Origin of the sequence: Mesorhizobium sp. M0011 (assembly GCF_040324155.1) — a bacterium.
Taxonomy (GTDB): domain Bacteria; phylum Pseudomonadota; class Alphaproteobacteria; order Rhizobiales; family Rhizobiaceae; genus Mesorhizobium.
In genome coordinates, this window is record NZ_JAMYVQ010000033.1 from 12132 (window position 1) to 33070 (window position 20939).

At 58.8% G+C, this 20939-nt stretch carries 15 protein-coding genes, 3 pseudogenes and 1 riboswitch; of the genes and pseudogenes, 4 read left to right on the forward strand and 14 right to left on the reverse strand.

The features are described from left to right. Window positions 1–646 precede the first annotated feature (646 nt). From NKK51_RS27050 to NKK51_RS27060, 3 genes and pseudogenes are all read right to left on the reverse strand, one after another. Window positions 647–2104 (reverse strand): NAD-dependent succinate-semialdehyde dehydrogenase, encoded by a 1458-nt coding sequence (locus tag NKK51_RS27050; RefSeq protein ID WP_352555218.1) that lies wholly within the window; start codon window positions 2102–2104, stop codon window positions 647–649. Window positions 2105–2308: 204 nt separating this feature from the next. Further along, window positions 2309–3011 (reverse strand): annotated as a pseudogene (locus NKK51_RS32440) (M16 family metallopeptidase); the annotation flags it as partial. A gap of 656 nt (window positions 3012–3667) precedes the next feature. Beyond that, window positions 3668–3922 (reverse strand): hypothetical protein, encoded by a 255-nt coding sequence (locus tag NKK51_RS27060; RefSeq protein ID WP_023671853.1) that lies wholly within the window; start codon window positions 3920–3922, stop codon window positions 3668–3670. 345 nt (window positions 3923–4267) lie between these two features. On the opposite strand from NKK51_RS27060, the gene NKK51_RS27065 reads away from it, so the two are divergent. Beyond that, window positions 4268–4480 carry a cold-shock protein gene (locus NKK51_RS27065; RefSeq protein ID WP_023679670.1) on the forward strand — a complete coding sequence of 71 codons (213 nt, stop codon included), beginning with the start codon at window positions 4268–4270 and terminating at the stop codon, window positions 4478–4480. Between the two features lie 220 nt (window positions 4481–4700). On the opposite strand, the gene NKK51_RS27070 is transcribed toward NKK51_RS27065, so the two are convergent. Then, entirely contained in the window at window positions 4701–5171 is a 471-nt protein-coding gene (locus NKK51_RS27070; RefSeq protein WP_352555180.1) for a Ros/MucR family transcriptional regulator, read from the reverse strand. A 406-nt stretch (window positions 5172–5577) separates the two neighbouring features. On the opposite strand from NKK51_RS27070, the pseudogene NKK51_RS32445 reads away from it, so the two are divergent. Then, window positions 5578–6195, forward strand: a pseudogene (locus NKK51_RS32445) (transposase); the annotation flags it as partial. A gap of 124 nt (window positions 6196–6319) precedes the next feature. Next, window positions 6320–7324, forward strand: coding sequence for a glycosyltransferase family 10 domain-containing protein (locus NKK51_RS27075; protein WP_352555182.1), 1005 nt, complete (start codon window positions 6320–6322; stop codon window positions 7322–7324). A 137-nt stretch (window positions 7325–7461) separates the two neighbouring features. Here the strand turns inward: NKK51_RS27075 and NKK51_RS27080 are convergent, their stop codons facing one another. After that, a complete protein-coding gene (locus NKK51_RS27080) occupies window positions 7462–7815 on the reverse strand; it encodes a hypothetical protein (protein ID WP_023783327.1) in 354 nt (117 codons plus the stop codon). 958 nt (window positions 7816–8773) lie between these two features. On the opposite strand from NKK51_RS27080, the gene NKK51_RS27085 reads away from it, so the two are divergent. Then, window positions 8774–9829, forward strand: coding sequence for a cytochrome-c peroxidase (locus NKK51_RS27085; RefSeq protein WP_352555220.1), 1056 nt, complete (start codon window positions 8774–8776; stop codon window positions 9827–9829). A 444-nt stretch (window positions 9830–10273) separates the two neighbouring features. On the opposite strand, the gene metE is transcribed toward NKK51_RS27085, so the two are convergent. The 9 genes and pseudogenes from metE to NKK51_RS27130 form a co-directional block, all read right to left on the reverse strand. Beyond that, window positions 10274–12625 carry a 5-methyltetrahydropteroyltriglutamate--homocysteine S-methyltransferase gene (metE, locus tag NKK51_RS27090; RefSeq protein WP_352555184.1) on the reverse strand — a complete coding sequence of 784 codons (2352 nt, stop codon included), beginning with the start codon at window positions 12623–12625 and terminating at the stop codon, window positions 10274–10276. Between the two features lie 95 nt (window positions 12626–12720). Further along, a riboswitch (cobalamin riboswitch) is annotated at window positions 12721–12923 on the reverse strand. Between the two features lie 608 nt (window positions 12924–13531). Further along, window positions 13532–14338: pseudogene (locus NKK51_RS27095) on the reverse strand (alpha,alpha-trehalose-phosphate synthase (UDP-forming)). Further along, window positions 14335–14517, reverse strand: coding sequence for a trehalose-6-phosphate synthase (locus tag NKK51_RS27100; protein WP_352555185.1), 183 nt, complete (start codon window positions 14515–14517; stop codon window positions 14335–14337). Before NKK51_RS27100 ends, NKK51_RS27095 begins: the two are co-directional and overlap by 4 nt. After that, a complete protein-coding gene (locus NKK51_RS27105) occupies window positions 14489–14653 on the reverse strand; it encodes a hypothetical protein (RefSeq protein WP_352555222.1) in 165 nt (54 codons plus the stop codon). The genes NKK51_RS27100 and NKK51_RS27105 overlap by 29 nt, the downstream gene beginning before the upstream one ends. Window positions 14654–15976: 1323 nt before the next feature. Next, on the reverse strand, window positions 15977–16969 hold the full coding sequence (locus tag NKK51_RS27110) for an adenosine kinase (RefSeq protein ID WP_352555187.1): 993 nt from the start codon (window positions 16967–16969) through the stop codon (window positions 15977–15979). A 49-nt stretch (window positions 16970–17018) separates the two neighbouring features. Beyond that, window positions 17019–18191 carry a methionine adenosyltransferase gene (gene metK, locus NKK51_RS27115; protein WP_023812683.1) on the reverse strand — a complete coding sequence of 391 codons (1173 nt, stop codon included), beginning with the start codon at window positions 18189–18191 and terminating at the stop codon, window positions 17019–17021. A 53-nt stretch (window positions 18192–18244) separates the two neighbouring features. Continuing rightward, on the reverse strand, window positions 18245–19582 hold the full coding sequence (gene glyA / locus NKK51_RS27120; RefSeq protein WP_352555188.1) for a serine hydroxymethyltransferase: 1338 nt from the start codon (window positions 19580–19582) through the stop codon (window positions 18245–18247). A 28-nt stretch (window positions 19583–19610) separates the two neighbouring features. Continuing rightward, the gene (locus tag NKK51_RS27125; RefSeq protein ID WP_352555190.1) at window positions 19611–19967 is read right to left on the reverse strand and encodes an ArsR/SmtB family transcription factor; all 357 of its coding nucleotides are present in this window, start codon (window positions 19965–19967) and stop codon (window positions 19611–19613) included. Between the two features lie 237 nt (window positions 19968–20204). Beyond that, window positions 20205–20549, reverse strand: a complete 345-nt coding sequence (locus NKK51_RS27130; RefSeq protein WP_023737101.1) for a recombinase family protein — start codon at window positions 20547–20549, stop codon at window positions 20205–20207. Between the last annotated feature and the right edge of the window lie 390 nt (window positions 20550–20939).

Sequence of the window (20939 nt, forward strand, 5' to 3'; positions counted from 1 at the left end):
CCTTCAAGGACTGCTCGGCCGATCGCTTCCCAGCCCTTGCTGTTCGTGCCGAAAATGCGTGTGGGCTCGACTGGGCTGACCAACCTCTTCGGCATCGGGATTTCCGTCCTCCAGCCGGTCAAGGCTGTCATTCGGTTCGACCCGCTTGGTCAAGCTGGCGCGCCCTGGACCGTGCGCCGATCACAATGTGGATGCGAATGCCGCGTGATGGTACCTTCGATTCTGTCCGAGCGTGTACCGGCGCGGCAGTCAGCGGAAGAACAGCTGAGCTACTGATATCGGAATCGGAATGGAGCAGGTCCAAATTCTGCCCCTGAAGCCGGATATTGCTCAATCAGCGTTGACGATGGCTTGGTGCACAAGCTTCCAACCAGACCGCGCAACGACAGCCCGTCGCCTGAGGATAGTCGGCGAGGGCCGCCAAATCGCAAGCGTATCCTCCGTCGCATGCGCGCCGTCTTCGCCGAAAATGCAGACGCTTGTCTCGTCGAGAGATACATCCAGCTATTTTAGGGGGCTCATCAGGGTTGCGTGTTTGCTCGGGTGCGGACCGCCCCTCAGTTCCAATCGAGGAGCGATTCTACAATTCACATGTTTGGAGATCGCTCGCTAGGTAACCCGTCTGTGAACCCTGCAAGCCGATGCTTCAGATGCCGCCCATGCAGAGGTATTTCATTTCGAGGTAGTCCTCGAGGCCATGGCGGGATCCCTCACGACCGATGCCGGACTGTTTTATCCCACCGAACGGCGCCGCTTCCGAAGACATCCGGCCGGTATTTACCCCGACCATTCCATATTCCAAGGCCTCGGCGACACGCCAGACACGCTTCAGGTTCGAGGCATAAAAATAGGCCGCGAGGCCGTAGATCGTTTCATTGGCATCACGCACGACCTGATCCGCATCTTTGAAGCGAATAATCGGTGCGAGCGGCCCGAATGTCTCTTCTCGCGCGACGGTCATCTCGCTGGTGACACCGGTCAGGACCGTTGGTTGGAAAAACGTGCCATTCGTGCCGAGGCGTTTGCCCCCGCATCGAATTGCGCCGCCTTTAGTTACGGCATCGGCAATATGGGATTCAATCTTGGCCAAAGCCTGCTTGTCGATGAGGGGTCCGATGTCCACTCCGGGCGCGAAACCGTCACCAACTTGAAGTTGGCGAGCCCGTTCCACGAATTTCTCGACGAACTCGTCGTGAACGCCCGACTGGACGTAAAGGCGGTTCGCTGAAACGCAGGTCTGGCCGGCATTACGGTACTTCGCCTGGATCGCACCGTCAACTGCGGCATCGACATCCGCATCATCGAACACGATGAAAGGTGCATTGCCGCCGAGCTCTAGGCTGACTTTTTTGATCTGGTCCGAGCACTGGCGCATGAGTAGGCGCCCGATCTCCGTAGACCCGGTGAAGCTGATCTTGCGGACCTTGGGATTTGTGCAAAGTTCGCGGCCGACCGCGTCACCTTCGGACGCATAGATCAGGTTGACGACGCCTTCGGGGAAGCCTGCCTGATGGGCGAGGGCGAACATTGCTCCAGCCACGAGCGGCGTCTGTTCAGCGGGCTTGAGGACGATCGTGCAGCCCGCTGCCAAGGCTGGCGAGATTTTGCGCGCCACCATCGAGGCTGGGAAATTCCATGGCGTTATCGTGCCGACGACCCCGATGGGCTGCTTGATCACCAACATTCGGCGGTCCATCGATGGTGCGGAGATCGTCTCGCCATAGACGCGATTTGCCTCCTCGGCGTACCATTGCAGATACGCCGCAGCATGCGATAGCTCCGATTTGGCCTCTGCAAGCGGCTTGCCCATCTCCGCGGTGAGAATTGCAGCGAGATCGTCGGCGTGGTCGATGATCAACTGATACCATCGCCATAGAACGTCGCTGCGCTCACGGGCGGTAAACCCTGCCCATCCAGGCTGCGCGACATAGGCCTTGTCGATCGCAGCGCATGTCTCTTCGACACCCATGTCGGGTAGTTCTGCCAGCACTTCGCCGGTCGACGGGTTGAGAACCTCGAATGTCCGCTCGCTAATCCGCGTGCCAAGTGTCGGCAGGCGATCAATGGATCGAAACAGGTCAGGGGATCTCAGGTGACGGGTCATCGGCAGGCACAGGGGCAATACCGGATTCCTCCTCAAACGCAGCAGGGGTATATGGCAAGTGCGGTGTCTATTCCGGATGCCAAGTTCCTTATAGGGCCTCGGCCAGACAGCTAGCAGACCACGGTACCCAAGTGGAAAGGAGAATACCCTGAAATCGCGAGAAGATGCCTCGCGGTTCTACTAGTCGGGCTCGGCCGGTCAGGTGCGCGGGGGCAGGACCGGCCCGCGCGCAACCTTGCCATAGGTCTTCGCGGCCAGCGCCTTCACCGTCTCAGGCTCTGCGTCGCCGGCCACCACCAGCACGGCGTTGTTCGGGTCGGCAGCATTTGTTGTAGATCGTGAATGCGTCGGTGCCGTTCAGCTTGTCCATCTCCTGCATCCAGCCGTTGACCGGAATGCGGTAGGGCTGATCGGCCGCAACGTCGCGTTGACCTCCTCGTCCAGCAGACCTGCGGGTTCGTCTCTCTGCGCCAACGGCGCTCCTCCAGAATCACGTTTCGCTCGGTCTTGATATCGTCGTTGAGGATGAGGTTAAACATGCGATCGGCCTCGAAGCCAATCATGTCGCCCAAAGCTAGTCATAGCGTTGGGGGCGTTATTGTAGCCGCCGCTGACTGAGACGGCTCGGTCGAACTCGCTGCCGGCGCGGTTGGTGGTCGCCTTGAAGATCAGACGCTCAAGGAAATGGGCAAGTCCGGATTTGCCGGGTGGCTCGTCGGCGCTGCTGACCTTGTACCATGTGAGTGACGACTGGCGCGCGGTGATCGCGGATGTCGATCCTTCCATGCCATAGTCGAGCAGGAAATCCGCGATTGCCGCCGTCGGTGGCGGCCAGAGCCGGAGCGGTCGTCACCAGGGCCAGGGCGGTGGCAGTGAACGCCGTGCGCAGCCAGGGGGAGCGATCGATGGCTCCGGTTGGAAAGGCAAGGTTCGAGGCAAAGTGATTTGTTCCTCATTTTGATGAACGCGTTGCGTCTTCGCCTCCCCGTGGGGAGGATCGGCGGGCAGCGCCGAGCCAGACCAACATGCGGCCAGGCCTCACTCGAGCCTCATCTTCGGATGGACCCAGGAGACCTGCGGCGGTGTTCTTGGCGAGGTGGTCATTGGACGGATTTTCCTTGGTCCGCGACGTCTGCGGACGACCAGGCATGCACCGTGCCAGATCAGAAAACCATTCGAGGCATGAAGACAAGTCGGGTCTGACATGTTGCGCATCCGACATTATGGGCCCATCGAACAGGGCTGAAGGCGACGCGAGCATGGCTGAGAGTATCTTCTTCCTTCGGAAGACGATGAGGCGCGCTGCCGGGGAGGGGTACACGATGCGCTTCGAAGGCCGCTGCACTGACGGACAGAATTGAGATGTTGTCGCTCCAGCGCTCGCCGTGGGGGCATGCAGGCAACATTTGTCGCTGCAGGACAGCAGCACCGAAGCTGTGCGCGCTTGCCGTTGTCCCTGGGCACCAAACAGGGGAATTAGCAGTCGCGATTCATTTCATGTGCGTAAAATACCGCCTGGTGCGCTCGGCTGCAAATGCATGCCTGGCGGAGTGGTCGCTTAGGTCAAGAGCATCGCGTGAGTAACAGCCTGACCTTGCTCAATCTGATGCGCGCTAACCGCCTCGCCGGATTGTGGAACTGCTCGCGGGTGGCTTCTACCACAAACAGCAAGGTCATGAAATCAAGCAGGAAGTCGTCAATCGCTTGGGCGATTGTTTCTGACTTGCCCTTGAACTGGTCCAGCAAAACGCGCGCGCTATCGATCGCTTCCACGCTGGTCGCATCGATCAACCCCTCGACCCTCTTGAAACAATCCAAATCGAAACTCCTTCATGCGCTTGCCAAGCCGTTATGCTCGAAGGCAGTTCCGTGAACTACCCGGCCTTTGACCTGCGGCACGAGCAGCGGTCGGCCTTACGTCCCGTGCCTCCAAACACGAGCCATCGACGTGGCGCTGAGGAGCGTTGGAAGAAATTGGGCGCTTCCGGCCACGCTCGAGCGGTAGTGTAGGACAGTGCTTGCTGGCGGCTACGCCCACAATGGAGTGCGCCAGCTGATCGGGGCTTAACAATTTTTCGCTTTTTGCTGCGCCCAACTCTCGGCTATGACTCGGACAGGCCTAATGGCCTGCCCACGTTGCATTGTAAAAGAAGGAACAAGTATATGCCGACTGGAACGGTAAAGTGGTTCAACAGCACCAAGGGGTTTGGATTTATCCAGCCCGACAATGGCGGTCCGGATGTTTTCGTCCACATTTCCGCTGTCGAACGCGCGGGCCTCTCGACCCTCGCTGACGGCCAGAAGATCAACTATGAGATCGAGCAGGATCGCCGCACTGGCAAGTCCTCCGCTGGCAGCCTCAGCAAAGCTGGTTGAAATTTTCTCCTGCGTCCTGGCAAGAGTAGGCACGTAGGTCCTCACGGCCGCTCGATGGGACCGAGCAAAAACTGAGGGCAGCAGATTGCTGCAGGCGTCGCGAATTCCTCATGAAACAAAGTTGTTTGAAAGGAAGGCGGGGTTGGCCCCGCCTTTTTATATGACCGCGCAGATTAAGCCGATGGCTGAAACGCTCCAGAACGAATCTCGATTGCCGAAATCAAGCCGCGACCTTCTTGCGGGTTCGCTTCGTCGGCGCAGGCTCCGGCGCTTCCGGCGCCTTCGGTTTGCGGCCGAGCCCCATCGTCTTGGCCAATGTCGAGCGCGCCGCGGCGTAGTTCGGCGCGACCATGGGATAATCCGCCGGCAGGCCCCATTTGGCCCGATATTCGTCCGGCGTCAGCCCATAGTGGGTCGACAGATGGCGCTTTAGCGATTTGAATTTCTTCCCGTCCTCAAGGGAGATGATGTAGTCCGGTGTCACCGATTTTCTGATCGAGACTGCAGGCGTAAGGGCAACCGGCTCTTGCGCAGAGACACCTCCGGCCGTCGCTCTCAGAGCCGCATGCACTTGGCCGATGAGGGCAGGGAGATCCCCCACCGGGATCGGATTGTTGGAGACATAGGCCGACACGACATCGGCGGCAAGCTCAATGAGGGTGTCGACGTTTTTTCCGGCTTCTTCTGTCATGAAACTCTCCAGGCGGTGAAACATAGTCAGCGAAGCGTGGCTTCATAGGGCCGGTTGCCGCTGAAAGCAACAATGCTCGACAGCGTTATTGCCAATGCTCGTCCAGAAGCGACATCGATGCGCCATATTTCCCGTCGTGACGCTGAGCCACTCGTTGTTGGCGACCCTGCCGAGGTGCGTGGCGCGTCCCGGCTGTAACTTTGCGTCAAACTTAGTCTTGAGCCTAAGCGCGGTTTTTTGTCTCGGTATTACTTCTTTTGACTGTGAAATCAGGGATCGTGATCGCTTGCTGGTGGCGTCAGGGACGATGGACGTTCATTGGCCATGGCCAAATGTAAGTTCATCGCCCGGTGAGCCACTCTTCCAAGGGGCTGGGAACCGCCGCTGGTAACAAAGGACATCAATGTATTTCGGGGCGTTTCTTAGCCGGTCCTCGAGAGACGGCAATCGCTGCGGACGACACCTGTTCCACGATATCGAACAGCGCGGCGACACAGGCAGCTTCTCGAATCTGGAGCGGCTTCTCGCAAGTTGGCGCCGCACCGAGAGGCCGGGCAAGGACAGTGCGTCGCCTGCTTCAATCATGCGCATCAACCAGCCAGCGACGCTGTCCCGATACGGAATCCCGCGACTGGCCGTGTGATCTCGCCGGTAGTCGCCCCGGCCCTCTGCACGAAGCCTCGGGATGTGCTGATGATCAACCAGGCCACAAAGGTCGACGTCCTGAAGCAGGGATCACATGAGTTTGCCACTATGCGCAGGCTTGCCATGCGCTTCCGCGGCATTTTGCGGGGCCTGTGAATTGGGCGAGCTCGACACTTCGATCGACGTGGCGTCAACTCCGGGTCCGTCGCCATCACGCGTTTCGGTCGGGTCCTACGCCGTGACGCTGACGCCGTTCGCGATGCCATTGAACTACCGTGGAGCAACGGCCAGGCGGAAGGGCTGATCAACCGCCTCAAGACGATTAAACGTACCATTGGGCAGAGCGGGCTGCGAACTCATTAGGGCACGCATGCTGCCACTCAGCCGGCCTGATCACCACACAAAGCGAGGAAGAACCTGGTCAAGTGCAAAGCGACAATTGCCTCGACAGCGGGTCCCGGAAGGTTTATGCTGCCCAATGTTACCGCAATCCGGAATGGCGATTGAGTACCTTCACGAGTGAAGGGAGTGAAACTTCTTTGTCGGCCAAATTGTTGACGGAACGCCCGGCGCCCATTGTTGCTACATGTCTAGATTCTTGGGGCGTTTTGGATGATGCAATCCACCATCTCACTCCAAAGGGCAGTGGAATCTGGAACAATGTCGCTTTTGTTCGCACGACATCCTTCGTGCCCGATTGGCATATCGTCTTTAACTCTGCTTCTCTTTTCGGGCTCCCTGTTGATATCGAGGCGAGCCCAAACAGGACAATTTTTGCAATCGGCGAACCGCCGACGAAAGCTCATCGCGCGTTTCATGAAGGGCAGGGGAAAAATACTATCGTCCTGACGTGTGACGCAGAGCTGGCTGCTCGGCAGAATGCAGCGCGCCGATTCGTTTTGTCTCCACCTATCACTCGGTCTTGGTCTGTAAACAAGACATATGACCAACTTCTGGTCAGCGAAGTCGTGGATAAGCCGCTTCGGCTCTCATGGATTACCAGTGACATCGCCCTGCTTAAAGGACATCGATATCGGCTGGCGTTTCTGGAACGGCTGAGAAAGGAGTTCGATTTTGACCTGTTCGGCCGAGGTTTTCGGCTGATTGGAGATAAATGGAACGCACTCGCACCTTACCGTTACAGTATAGCGTTCGAGAATACTCGTGCTGATTACTATTTTACAGAGAAGCTTATGGACTGCTTCGTCGCTGAAACAATGCCGATCTATTACGGCAGCCCGGCAATCACGAGGTTCTTCCCTTCGGACTCTATGGTTCTGATTGACCCAGAGGACAAGAACGTAATCCCAAAAATTCAAGAAATCATCAACTCGGACCTCTGGAAGGAACGTCGCGGCGCAATAAGAGAGGCGAAGCGGTTGGTCCTCGAGAAATACAATACGTTTGCTTATCTCGCGAGCTTCATCGAAAGCGTTCAGGATAAACCCTTACCGCCGGAAATTATACACATCGATTCGCCTGAGGTCGATTTTGGAATAGACGAATGAAGTACTCCAACGCTCGCTTCGCGTGCCCGGCGGTCGGTGGTCTGGCGAGATCGGTACGGAACGCTCGGCGGAGAATGCCTGCTGCGCAGACGGGCCGGCACGGGCGCACGAGGTCATGCGCCCCCGGCTGCCGCTGATCAGACGAACTGGGGAAGGCCAGGAACGGAATTGAGGACCTCGTCCACGAGTTCGTCGCCGGCATGTTCCTTGGCGCAGGCGATCGTCTCGTTGGCGAGGCCGGCGATCTTTGCCATGCTGAGACCCTCACTCATCAATTGCTGGCCGAGCCCCATAAGGCCGCCACCCTCTGGGTCGTCGCCATGATACTTCGCGACTAATTCTGAAGCTCCCGGAATGGCCTCGATCATGCGCGCAACGGGACCGTCGGCCGCGTGGCTTTGCAGGAAACCCAGCATTAACCCAACGGCCTTCTCTGCGACAGCCGGGCCGATGCCCGCACCAGTGGCGATGCGCGGTAAGAATTCTTCCATGCAGGGTCTCTCTCTCTTTAATGAGGTTTACACGGGGCCCGTCCGGCGCCCAGCGCCCCTTGGCCGAACCACAATTGAACTCCACAAAAATAGGCCGGCGGAAGTGCTATTGCGCGTAAAACCGCCTCTGTCAACGCAAGCTGCGTCGGACGTGCGTGTTTCGCAAACCGGAGATTCATTCCAATTCACTTCATTACGTATTGGCAACCGCACGGATTGCGGTGGCTCGCTTATGGGCCAATGCCCCGCGCCCGTCAAATTATGACGACAACGTGGTCATCGCCTAGGATCTGTGGATCAAGGTGTGAGGCACTTACAGCCGGTGGACCTGCTCAAGCGCCGCGCCGACACAAGGGCTAGATTGGCGATACTGCGCGTGTTGGCCATGTCTTTCCTCGCGTGATGGGATGTTCGTAGAAGCGGAGCTATATGCCGGTGTGACGTCGATAAGGCGAACCGGCTATTCCGACAGGACATCCATGGCTGTCGCATAGACCGTTGCTGCTTAGGTATTGAGACCGCCATCGCTGGTGACACCACAATGTGCAGTCCGCGGGTGTCGATAAGGCCGATTCACGCAATCAGCAGGTCAGGAGGAACGAATGAACCCTGAGGTTTCAGAAGCTCACTTTTCGCAAGGCGTGCAGCGCACATGGTGCAAGAGATTGCCAAGTCTTGCAGATGCTATCGACTTTCTCAACGATGGCTGGAAGATCGCAGTGACCGAATCTACGAAGCGCACTCAGTGCGTGCTTTGCTACATCCAACCGGTTGCCGAGCAGGGATACTCCTCCTCCCTGAAGTCCAATCGACAACAGCGATCACTTCCAAGAGGGTCCCAGCTCCGCCGCGAAAACGGGTGCCAGACCCCGATCCTCTCCCTCAACTGATCTAGCTCAGGGCGTTCATGAGCCGCAGATCGCATAGTGGCTGCGTGCACGACGCAGGAAGACCATTTATGAAAATCCTATTCAGAACGATGGCTGTCACCTTGCTGGCACCCACCGCCTTTGCTGCGGATTCGATCCCCACCGACCTCAGAGATACGGCATTGGCCACCTTCAGGGCTTTGCCATCCACCACGCCGACAGTCGCCAACAACCCGATCACCCCGGAAAAGATCGCTCTCGGCAAGGCACTGTTCTTCGATCCACGCGTCTCGGCGTCAGGCGTCTTGTCGTGCAACTCGTGCCACAACCTGGCCACCGGCGGCGACGACAATCACGAAACCTCGATCGGCCATGGTTGGCAGAAGGGACAGCGCAACGCGCCGACTGTACTGAACGCTGTCTTCAACATCGCTCAGTTCTGGGATGGTCGTGCCGCAGACCTGAAGGCTCAGGCGAAGGGACCGGTCCAAGCCGGCATCGAAATGGCCAATACACCGGACCAAGTCATCGCCACGCTCAAGTCCATGCCGCAATATGTCGAGTGGTTCGATGCAGCTTTTCCGGCTGAAGCCGATCGGGTCACCTTCGACAACTTCGCCAAGGCGATCGAAGCCTTCGAGGCGACACTGGTCACACCGGCCCCGTTCGACAGCTTCCTGAATGGTGATGAGCTTGCCATGACTTCCGAACAGAAACAGGGCCTGGCGCTTTTCATGGACAAAGGCTGCTCGTCCTGCCATGCCGGCATCAACGTTGGTGGGCAAGCCTATTTCCCATTCGGCCTCGTGGAACAGCCCAGCGCCGAGGTCCTGCCGGACAAAGACAAGGGCCGATTTGCGGTCACCAATGCAGCCGATGACCACTATGTTTTCCGCGTGGCGCCGCTGCGCAACGTTGCACTCACCGCGCCATACTTTCATTCGGGCAAGGTTTGGGATCTGAAACAGGCCGTCGCCATCATGGGGACCACCCAGCTTGGCGTAGTACTGGCGGACGAAGAAGTTGACCTGCTTGTTGCCTTCCTCAACTCGCTGACCGGAGAGGCACCCGAGGTCGCCTATCCCATCTTACCCTCCGAAACGGCGACAACGCCCCGGCCTGTAACGCAGATCTCAGGAAAATAAAGGGCCAACTGGCTGCGGACGTCGCAATCGAAAATGATTGCGGCTTTCACTTGGGCCACACGAATTGCCACATCCATCTCCGAATTGGCGGGAGGCTAGCAATACCCGAAACCTGCCACCTCGCCCGTAGTCTGCGCGAATCAACTGGGGAAGCGGACAGACGCGCAGCATCATATATTGTCGCCGCCTGAGCGAACATGCCAAGCAGTCTACTTTGAGAAACGACGTGTGTACGATTTGTTCGAGGCGCGGGGCCTGTATGTTCCCAAGGACCAATACTATAGCGTAGTGTCACATTCATATTTCTGCGGGATGAGGACACGTGCCGAAGGAAAATTGCACATTTTCGCCGAGTGGCTTATTTCCAAGAGTGTGATCGGTTTGGCATATTCCCGGCCGACATCCGCCAGTCGGCAACTCCCCACACGGTGAGGAAGAGAAGCCTCACGCCTGCACTTTCTGCCGGAGCGCGCGTGCTGCAGCGACCATGTTAATGAGGGCAGGGCGGACCTCCTCCCATTTGCGTGTTTTGAGGCCACAGTCCGGGTTTATCCACAGTTGGCCGTCGGACAGTCGCTCGCGGGCAAGCATGACTAAGTCCGAAATCTCGCCGACTTCCGGGACGCGTGGTGAGTGAATATCATAGACGCCGGGACCGATTTCGTTCGGATATTTGGAGCTCGTGAAGGCGTCCAACAGTTCCATCTTCGAGCGCGACGTCTCAATCGAAATGACATCCGCATCCATTCCAGCGATCGCGTGAATGATCTCGTTGAACTCCGAATAGCACATGTGGGTATGAATTTGAGTCGCGTCCTTTACACCCGTTGAAGCGATCCGGAAACATTCGACAGCCCAGTCGAGATAGACTTTCCAGTCAGATTGGCGCAGTGGCAATCCTTCGCGAAAGGCGGCCTCATCGATCTGGACCATCCTTGCGCCGGACCTTTCGAGATCCGTCACTTCGTCGCGGATGGCGAGCGCGATCTGGCGGCAGGCTTCGGAGCGGGGTACGTCGTCGCGAACAAAAGACCAGTTGAGAATGGTGACTGGGCCTGTGAGCATTCCCTTCACGGGCTTTTCCGTAAGCGACTGGGCGAATTGCCACCAGCGCACTGTCATCGGATTGCGCCTCGATACGTCGCCGAAAATGATGGGGGGACGCACGTAGCGCGACCCATAGCTTTGTACCCAGGCATGCTGGGTGAGCGCGAAGCCGGACAACTGCTCGCCGAAATGCTGTACCATGTCGTTTCGCTCGAACTCACCGTGCACCAGCACGTCCAGCCCGATCTCTTCCTGCCAGCGAATTGCAGCCTCGATCTCCTTCTTCAGGAACGTCTCATAGTCGACATAGCTCAGCTGGCCCTTCGCATGAGCGGCCCGCGCCTTGCGTACCTGCGGCGTCTGCGGGAAGGACCCGATGGTCGTCGTCGGGAACGGCGGCAGCCCGAGTGAGCCGGCTTGGACTCTGGAGCGCTCGCCAAAAGCGCTCTCTCGTCGCTTCGCGCTGTCCTCAATGCTAGCGATCCGCCCCTGAACAAGCGGGTCATGGATCCTCGTGGATGTCACGCGCGTGGCGGCAGCCTCGGCAGACGCTTTCAACGCGCCTGCCACCGCATCCCTGCCTTGGGACAGGGCCCGGGCCAGCAAGACCAGCTCGTCGGTCTTCTGGGCCGCGAAGGCGAGCCACGACCTGATGTCGGCGTCGAGTTCCGTCTCCATGCGCAGATCAATCGGCACATGCAGCATCGAGCAAGAAGGCGCGATCTCGACGCGGTCCAAGGGCCAGCCGGCGACGATCGGTTTGATGCGGTCGAGAATGGCGGGCAGGTTCGCACGCCAGACGTTGCGGCCATCGATCAAGCCAAGCGAGAGCACCAGATCCTTCGGAGCGAGCCGACCCACCGTTTCCAGCTGCTCGGGAGCGCGCACGAGATCAATATGCAGCCCGGCCAAGGGCAGAGAAACCGCGGTTTCGAGATTGTCTCCCAGCGACCCGAAATACGTAGCCAGCATGATCTTCAGCTCGGGCGCGGCTTTCGACAGCTGGCCATAGGCGAATTCGAACGCAGCTCGTTCGTTCGGGTTCAGATCGAGGACAAGCGCTGGCTCATCGATCTGCACCCAGTCGGCTCCCGACAGCTTCAGCCTCTGCAGGACTTGCTCGTAAACGGGCAGCAGCCGCGGTAGGAGCGCGATGGGACCGAACCCCTCGGCAGGCGATTTCGCCAGCTTGAGGAAGGTGATGGGTCCAAGGATGACTGGGCGTGTGTGAATGCCGAGAGCTTTGGCCTCGAGGAAGTAATCGACCGGCTTCGATGACGAGAGGGCGAACGTCTGATCATCATCGAGTTCCGGCACAATGTAGTGGTAGTTGGTGTCAAACCACTTGGTCATTTCCATCGCGGTTACACCAGGTCCATGAGCCTCCTCCTGGTGACCAGCGTGTCCACAATCCTCCGTCTGACCCTGGTTGCCGCGCGCCATTGCGAAGTAGATGTCAAGTGGGACCTCGCCGCTATTCCAGCCGTAACGGGATGGAACGGCCCCGACCATGGCTGCGGTGTCGAGCACATGGTCGTAAAGCGAGAAGTCGTTCGACGGGATTTTCGACACGCCGCGATCGCGCTGCTCTTCCCAGCTAGCGGCACGGAGCGCCTTCGACGTCGTGAGAAGGTCGCCAGCGGACGATGTTCCGGACCAGTAGCTTTCAAGCGCGAATTTCAGTTCTCGCCGACGACCGAAGCGCGGCACGCCGAGCGTTGCTACAGGAATTTCCTGAGAGTCAGTCATGTCATACCCCGATGGTTGGGGCGCCGATGACAAGGAAGGCGCTAGCAGACCGGCACGAACGCCGGCTTGCAGCGGCCACCGAGACACCCCGCCCGTGGACGTAATTCGCCGTGGCAGGTCTCCTGGCTCGCGGGGTCATAGCCTCTACCCGTCTTCCTGAGGGTATTCGCCTCAGTGACATGACTGGGGGTTGGCTCGCCGCTAACAGTTGCGGGGGCAGCGCCGGCATTGCACCGGCTTCCCTCTTAGCTCCGCTGCGGCAGCGCCGCACGCGAGAACCACGACACGCAGACAATCACAGCAGTCCGCTCTTTTGTCAATGACGCATAACGAAATGTTTATGTCGTTATGTGAGTTCGCTTTTACGCTTGTCTAACATTGTGAAATATTCAGTCGCCCATTGGCGGCGCTGCTCCGCTGCCACCATTGTCCAACTAATGGATCCCTGTCGGGCTGCGACATCCCTCGCAGGTCGCCGATGAAGGATTTCGGACAAGACTTCAAGCGCGTGACAACGTCGTTAGAACGCAGAAGATCGCATTGGTGGCGATGTTTAACGATGCGGCGGCAAGCCGTGCGTGCGTGGTAGAAGCGGTTTTCTCGGGGTGAGCGCCAAACCGCGGGAATTGGCACGCCAGTCGTCATCACGGGTGACTAGGCAATCGTGATGACTCCGCTCGGCGGCAAGAGACCACACTGGCGGAGGCGGAGGCCTGGCTCAAGGGTCTGATGCAAAGCCCGACTGTGGTCCCGATAAGCCGCTTAAGCCGCATTCAGGCGGTCAGTATAAGTATCTCTCTCTCCAAGCGCTCGGCATTGAGGGATGCGCAAATGCAGGCAAAGCTCGCGTGCTTCATATTCTGCATCATACGATCGGCAGGACCCAGTTTTTATCCAGTGCACGCGTCAGCGCGGTGTGCAATTCTGGCTCGGTCCGATACGAAGGCATTTGGGCCTCGCTGATCCAGCCCAAGCCAACATAGTGGAAGTGATCCGCAGGGACCGTAACCCGGCTGCTGTCCAGTTGCCGAACGAAGTCCTGGCCGCTCTTGAGATCGCGGTAGCTATCTCGTCGGAGAGCCTCGGATTTACCAGCAGGGCGTCCTCGCCGAAGTCTTCGGCCGCGCCGGCAAACTTCGATAACACCAGAACGCCAGGGTCGCTCGGATCTTGTGCAGCAATGTATTCTTTCGCCACAAGATTCATGCCATCGCGCAACGGCGTCACAACGCAAACACGCGCGGCTCTGTAAAGACCCGCGATCTCAGCTTGGGTGAACGACCTGTTCTCATAGATAATCGGCATCCACTCGTCCGTGCCATGCCGGTTGTTGACTTAATTGACGAGTCTTTCGACGTCGCGCCGATATTCGCTGTACGCTTGGATGTCGCCACGTGAGGGAGTTGCGATTTGCAAGAGCGAGACACGTTGCGGCTCGACTGCCAGCAGATCGAAAGCTTTAATCCGATTGTCGATGCCCTTGGTGTAGTCGAGCCGATCGACGCCGATAACTAGCTTTGCTCCACCAAGTTTCAGCTGCGAAATGTAGGCTTTCTGCGCCTCAAGCGAATCTGCGGCACACTGTTCGAATCGCTTCGGATCGATACCTATAGGAAACTTTTGGCATTGCGTCTGGCCATGGTCCGAGAAAACGGCCCCGTTCTTGCTCTCCAGCCCCAAATGAGATTGGACACAGGCGAGGAAATTGCTCACATCACGGTCGGTCTGAAACCGAGCAGATCATACTCGAGCATACATTTCATTAGCTCGCCAGAATTGGGCACGCGCTCCATCATGTCAGACTCCGGCCACGGCGTATGCAGGAAATGGCCGATCGGCCTGTCAATGCCGAGTTTGTGCAAATCAGCGCCGAGCGGCAGGATGATAGTCATGAACCCAGTAGACTGCGTTATCTCCCAATTCGGACACCGCGCGCGCCATGAAGGCATTGACGTCGCGATAACTTTTATAATCCTCTTCCGAGCCTGAGATCCGGTCCGGCAGCGAGTGGAGTGCCGGCCACAGTATGAATTTGCAAAACCTTGATAGTACCGAGGATAGTCCGCTGCCGGCCCATCGAGCCGCCCGATTTGACCTTTGCCACGCTGCGCGAGGGTCACCTGTTGCTTATTGCCGTCGCCCAAATGCTCGGAAAAAACCTACCCAGACCGCGCCGGAACGCTCCACAACGCACTCCAGGGCCGCCGAAAGCCCGCCTGTCTTGGGCTGATCAGAATTGACGGTCGCACCGCGGTTGGAAATTGCGATAAGACTCCTATGTGGCTGCTGGGCCGCCGTGTTGAAGCGCTGGTCTGCGGCTGAGACAACAGACGGGACGGGCCAACTTCGGCTTGTTGTTCTCGCTCCTGTGGCAAGTCTCTCAGGGGTTGTTCAAAAGCGATTGGTTCGTGAACAGCCCCAGTTTGCCATGTGAGGTTCCGGCGCGGCGAGTTGGCGTTGTTCAATGCGTCCATTTCATGCCTCCGTTGAATATTTCCCCATGATGGAGCAACTGGCATTCCCAGATTGGCACACCCCCTGCTGACGAGAATCTGACGAGCGTCAGAGCAAATGGCGACCGATTGTCGCGTTTCGCCTTCGGCGCCCTCAGGAACCGGCTTATCGCGAAAATAGCTGGCGACGCGATCGAGCGGACCGTGCTTGCGGTAATTGTCGATTGTTCGGATAAGAGATACACCCAGTAGATGCCAGCACCTGTTGAAATGAACTGAAACTATGTTGCTGCCGCCAAGGCTGCCGGGCCCCGTGATGCGATCCTGCGTCTGCCGAAGAGTTTTGACACGGAGATCGGAGAGGGCGGGATAGTCCCTTTCCGCCCGTCAGGGCCCGTTTTTGAATCCCTTCCTCGTTGCCCTCGACGATCCCAAAATTGTGGAAGCCAGACCGCGATGTGAATACCAGCCAGGCGAGCACTTCCTGATATCCGCGAATGCCGGGCTCCACATCCGGCGCCTCGTCGAGATTGACGAAGATGAAGCCCTGCTGCCAATTCCGCTGGTCCCATACCAATGGCGAACCAGTATGCCCGCATTCAGCATCGTGGGACGTGATCGCAAGTCAAGTGCTCCGACGGCCGCCGCGAGTTCTCCGTTACCTCAGGAACCTTACTGGCTTTCCCCAAGCTGAGCTTCTGGAAAATGCCGGTGGCGATCTCGATGACGGTGAATGCCGTCAAGGCAAGCCGCCTTGCACCGCTCTTCCAGCGAGCTTCACGGCAGCAGAATCGGTCAGTTCTCCGAAGCGAATGGCTGTCGCTATCAGCGAGCTTTGACACAGTTCCGCCACTGCGATGATCGCGTCAGTAGGGCGGCTGGTTAGTTGCCCGCGCATCTACAGCAACCCAGCCCGTTCCGCCTCGCGGCGCAGATTCTGCCGTGGCCTGGGGCCGATCTGCTGGATCACCAATCCGGCCGCCAGTGAGCCAAGGTCGCCGCAGGTCTGCAGGTCGCGGCCTTGCGTGTAGCCATGCAGGAAGCCGGCGGCATAGAGATCGCCGGCGCCCGTCGTGTCGACCAGTTCCTTGATGGCGGTCGCCTTGATGACCACGGTCTCGTCGCCGCGCACGATCACCGAGCCTTTTTCCGAGCGGGTCACGGCGGCGATCCGGCAATCCTTGCGGATCTGCGCCAGCGCCTCGTCGAACGACGACGTCTGGTAGAGCGACTTGATCTCGTGGCTGTTGGCAAAGACGATGTCGACCGTGCCCGAGCGCATCAGGTCGAGGAATTCGTCGCGGTAGCGGTCGACGCAGAACGAATCCGACAGTGTCATGGAGACTTCGCGGCCTGCCGCGTGCGCCAGCTTCGCCGTCTGCCGGATTGCTTCCTTGGCCCTCGGCGGGTCCCACAGATAGCCTTCGAAATAGGTGACCTTGGCGCCAGACGCCTTGTCGGCCTCGACATCCTCAGGGCCAAGCTCGACGCAGGCGCCGAGATAGGTGTTCATCGAGCGCTCGCCGTCGGGGGTGACGAAGATCATCGAACGCGCCGTCGGCGGCTCGCCCTTGAGCGGCCTGGTGTCGAAGGCGACGCCCTGCGCATGGATGTCATGGGCGTAGATTTCGCCCAACGCATCGCTGGAGACCTTGCCGAAGAAGGCGGCGCGGCCGCCGAAGCTGGCGACGCCGGCCGCCGTGTTGCCGGCACTCCCGCCGGACGCTTCGATCGCCGGGCCCATGCGGCTGTAGAGCAATTCGGCGCGCTGCGTGTCGATGAGATTCATCGCGCCCTTGATGATGCCGTTGGTCTCGAGGAACTCCTCGTCGCACTGGGCAATGATGTCGACAATGGCATTGCCGATGCAAAGCACGTCATAATCCGGCATCAATGTCTCCGCTTGGGCTTTCCGCTTGCCAATTCGCTCGCCGGCGGCTTCACGGGGCGGCTAGTCCTGCCTCGCGACGCAATTCGTCCGCCCTGTCTGTCTTCTCCCAGGTGAAATCAGGCTCTTCACGGCCAAAATGGCCATAGGTGGCTGTATTGCGGTATATAGGGCGCAAGAGATCAAGCATCTTGATAATGCCTTTCGGTCTCAGATCGAACAACTCAAGAATGAGGCGCTCGATCCTGCTTTCCTCAACCCTGGCTGTCCCGAACGTGTTGACCATGACGGAAACCGGACTGGCCACGCCGATTGCGTAAGCAAGCTGCACCTCGCACACGTCCGCAAGTCCGCTGGCGACGATGTTCTTTGCGACATAGCGGGCCGCATAGGCAGCCGAGCGGTCAACCTTGGACGGGTCCTTGCCCGAGAAGGCGCCGCCGCCATGACGACCCATCCCGCCATAGGAATCGACGATGATCTTGCGTCCAGTGAGACCGCAGTCGCCGCGCGGCCCGCCGACTACGAACCGCCCCGTCGGGTTGACCAGAATTCTGATGCCTTCCGTCTCCAGGTGGGTCGGCAGGACAGGCTTTATGATTTCCTCAATGACGCCCTCGCGGACAGTCTCTTGCGAGACCTGCTCGTCATGTTGCGTCGACACGACGATGGTATCCAGGGCGACCGGGCGCAACCCCTCATAGCGCACTGAGACTTGGGATTTCATGTCAGGACGCAACCAGCCAAGCTGTGCCTTCCGGACATACGCCTGCCGTTTCGTCAAGCGATGAGCGAGCTGGATCGGCAAAGGCATCAGGGTATCGGTTTCGCGGCATGCGTAGCCGAACATGAGGCCCTGATCTCCCGCTCCCTGCTGGAGGTCTTGCCCTCTTCCCTCGTCAACGCCTTGGCTGATGTCGGGCGACTGCTCGGTGAGGGCATGGACGACGGAGCAACGCCGGCCGTCGAAGCCGACGGCCTCGTCGTCGTACCCAATGTCGAGAATCGTATCGCGCGCAACTTGGCTGTAATCCACCTGGGCATCGCTGGTAATCTCGCCAGCCAGAACGACTATCCCTGATTTTACCAACGCTTCACAGGCGACGCGCGCCTTGGGATCTGTGCGGAGGATGGCATCGAGGATGGCATCCGAGATGTTGTCGGCCAACTTATCCGGGTGCCCCGCGCCAACCGATTCGGAAGAGAACACGAACTGCCTAGCCATGAATACCTCGCTTCGGGTGTTGGATGTGGTATGGGCATTTTGCTTGGCCGACCTTACTTGTCGCAGATGCCCGGGACCTCGAACGCAGCGCACAAGTCGGCAACGTCTCTTCGCACGCAGGCATGGAGATCTTCGTCGTCTGGCCGCTGGAGCACGGAGTCAATGAAGCCAGCAATTTGCACCATTTCCACATCGCGCATGCCCATTGACGTCACTGCTGGCGCCCCCAGGCGAATTCCGCTTGTGACCGCCGGATGCCGCGGGTCGCCAGGCACCATATTAAAGTTTGTGATGATTCCTGCCTTTGCTAGTCGCTCGGCATAGGCCTTGCCCGATAGTGGCCGATTGCGAAGATCAAGGATCAGCATGTGATTGTCCGTCCCCCCGGTCACCAGGTCATGACCTCGCTCAAGCAGTGCATGTGCCAGAGCCTTGGCGTTCTTGACCGTCTGTTGGCCGTAGCTTCGGAAGGACGGGTTCGCGGCTTCGTGCAAGGCAACCGCTAGCGCAGCGATGGCATTCATGTGGGGCCCGCCTTGCAGGTGAGGGAAGACCGCCCGGTCTATTCGTCTGGCGAGATTGTATTTGCTCTTTGTATGATACAGCGCCTGATAGCGATCTTCGTTCCTTGACAAAATGAAGCCACCGCGGGGACCGCGGATCGACTTGTGGGACGTGCTGCTGACCACGTCGCAATGGCCCACGGGATTCGGGTGCGCTCCCGCGGCAATCAGGCCGCTGATGTGCGCAATGTCGGCTACGAGATAGGAGTTCGCTTCCAGGGCGATTTCTGCCATTGCCGCGTAGTCAAAGACACGCGGGTAAGCAGTTCCGCCGACCCAGATGAGCCGCGGCCGTTCCCGCTTGGCTGTCTCGCGCAAGCGGTCATAGTCAATCTGCTGTGTCGTTTCATCCAACCCATAGGGCACGCGTTGATAGTCAGTACCGGAAAAGTTGATGGCCCAACCATGAGTCAGATGGCCCCCTTCCGGAAGGGGCAAGCCCATGACTTTGTCACCGGGACTCAAAAGCGCACGATAGACAGCCTGGTTGGCCGGCGAGCCGGAATAAGGCTGGACGTTGGCATGCTCGCTGCCAAATAGTGATTTCAGGCGCTCAATGGCTAGATTCTCAAGCTCATCAACGATCTCGTTTCCAGCGTAGTAGCGCGCACCGGGGTACCCCTCGGCGTACTTGTTCGTGAAAATCGAGCCGTTCGCTTCCAGCACGGCCGAGGACGCAAAGTTCTCTGAGGCGATGAGCTTGAGGGTCGTCCGCTCCTGCCGCTCCTGTCTCAGAAGCAGCTCGTGAACGCGGCAATCAACCGCGGCCAAGGAAGACCGCCCGTGGGTGTCGGGCTGTGCGATCGCACCGTCTGCGGAGTTGTCCATGGTAGCTTCGCGCTCCAATTGGATTGACCTATTTCACGATCAAGCACGCGGTCCCCTTCGGCCGCGTGTCTCGTACCGCTTCGAGCCGCTGCAGGTCCTGTTTATGATAGCCGTCGCGATGGGGCAGGAGATCCACCAATAATTGAACCAGCCCGCCGTCGTTGGATCCTGCGTTGAGATGGTACGAGCGCCACGGAGGCTGTTCGTTGCAGCAAAGAAAGTCGGCTCTGGCGAGCAGCCGGACGTGTCGCGCAACCCGCTCTCGACACACGCCCAGAATCGCCGCTAGCTCGCAGACAGTTAGGTCCGCATGCGCACAAAGGCCCAGGATTCGAAGGCGGTCTGGATGCGCTGCCATGCGTAGGCGACTAACCAGTGTCATCATGGCTCAGGACCAAGTCCTGCCGCATTTCTCATTTCGCGTTCTCCACAGAAGCTGCAGATTTCGAAGGTTGTCCAACGACCGGACAAATCTCGGTGGCCGTGACGACCGTCGATATCCTGTGTCGAACAGACAAATGGGCGCTCTTCTTGCCTTTAGCCGAAATTGCAAGCAGTTCGGCGAGTCGAAGATAAGCGGGGCCACGGTTTGGAACCACTGACCTCAGACGTTGCAATAAGCCTACCATTCACAGCGAGCCGGAGTTGCTAAGAGTCTATGAATTTCCTTGAAGGATCTGTTGCAACGTTTGCCCAGCCTGGCCTGCTCCCGGTTTGCAGCGGTCATGGTCAGGCGATCCATCGCCTCTGCGAGCACGATCAGGAATTTGCCCTGCATCGCATCGCTGATCAGCTCCTGAAGGCCGGGACGCAACAGCGACGCGCCGCAGATCGCGCGGTGGGTATTGCTGTCGACGACTGTCCAGCCTTGCTTTTCAGCACGCAAGCAGCAGAGCTGCAACTGATCCTCGATCGAGGCGTCTCGGTGATTGTCAGTTGAGTAGCGAGCGCCAAGCGCGACCTTCATGAGGCGGCCCCTTACTCCGGGACGCGGTCTCGCGTTTGGCTATCCGTTTCGGCCTGAACGAAATCCCGTGCGGCCTGTCGCGCCAGCAGCCGGACCAGATTGACGAAGCGTCGATCGGGCTTCGGCGACGCAGGCACAGCCGATTCGTGGGCCGCGCCGGCGACCAGACGAGCTTTTCGGCTGTTGCACGTTTCGGTCGCGCTATGATCGCGTTCCTGTCCTGACGCGAAATACTCCGTTTCGCGACAATGATGCCAAGTCACAGTGCTTCGACAAGATGGAAATTCTTGTGATCACTAACGCGCGTCGCGCAGGAGCCAGTGCTGGCCGATGACGGGGCACCTTGTGCTCCGAAGAAGCCATGGCTATGTATCCGGATAGAGAACGGAG

Coding starts and splice junctions, on each gene's coding strand:
- NKK51_RS27050 (WP_352555218.1), bottom strand. CDS start 2,104: ATGACCCGTCACCTGAGATCCCCTGACCTGTTTCGATCCATTGATCGC.
- NKK51_RS27065 (WP_023679670.1), top strand. CDS start 4,268: ATGCCGACTGGAACGGTAAAGTGGTTCAACAGCACCAAGGGGTTTGGA.
- NKK51_RS27070 (WP_352555180.1), bottom strand. CDS start 5,171: ATGACAGAAGAAGCCGGAAAAAACGTCGACACCCTCATTGAGCTTGCC.
- NKK51_RS27080 (WP_023783327.1), bottom strand. CDS start 7,815: ATGGAAGAATTCTTACCGCGCATCGCCACTGGTGCGGGCATCGGCCCG.
- NKK51_RS27085 (WP_352555220.1), top strand. CDS start 8,774: ATGAAAATCCTATTCAGAACGATGGCTGTCACCTTGCTGGCACCCACC.
- metE (WP_352555184.1), bottom strand. CDS start 12,625: ATGACTGACTCTCAGGAAATTCCTGTAGCAACGCTCGGCGTGCCGCGC.
- NKK51_RS27100 (WP_352555185.1), bottom strand. CDS start 14,517: ATGACTATCATCCTGCCGCTCGGCGCTGATTTGCACAAACTCGGCATT.
- NKK51_RS27110 (WP_352555187.1), bottom strand. CDS start 16,969: ATGCCGGATTATGACGTGCTTTGCATCGGCAATGCCATTGTCGACATC.
- metK (WP_023812683.1), bottom strand. CDS start 18,191: ATGGCTAGGCAGTTCGTGTTCTCTTCCGAATCGGTTGGCGCGGGGCAC.
- glyA (WP_352555188.1), bottom strand. CDS start 19,582: ATGGACAACTCCGCAGACGGTGCGATCGCACAGCCCGACACCCACGGG.
- NKK51_RS27125 (WP_352555190.1), bottom strand. CDS start 19,967: ATGATGACACTGGTTAGTCGCCTACGCATGGCAGCGCATCCAGACCGC.
- NKK51_RS27130 (WP_023737101.1), bottom strand. CDS start 20,549: ATGAAGGTCGCGCTTGGCGCTCGCTACTCAACTGACAATCACCGAGAC.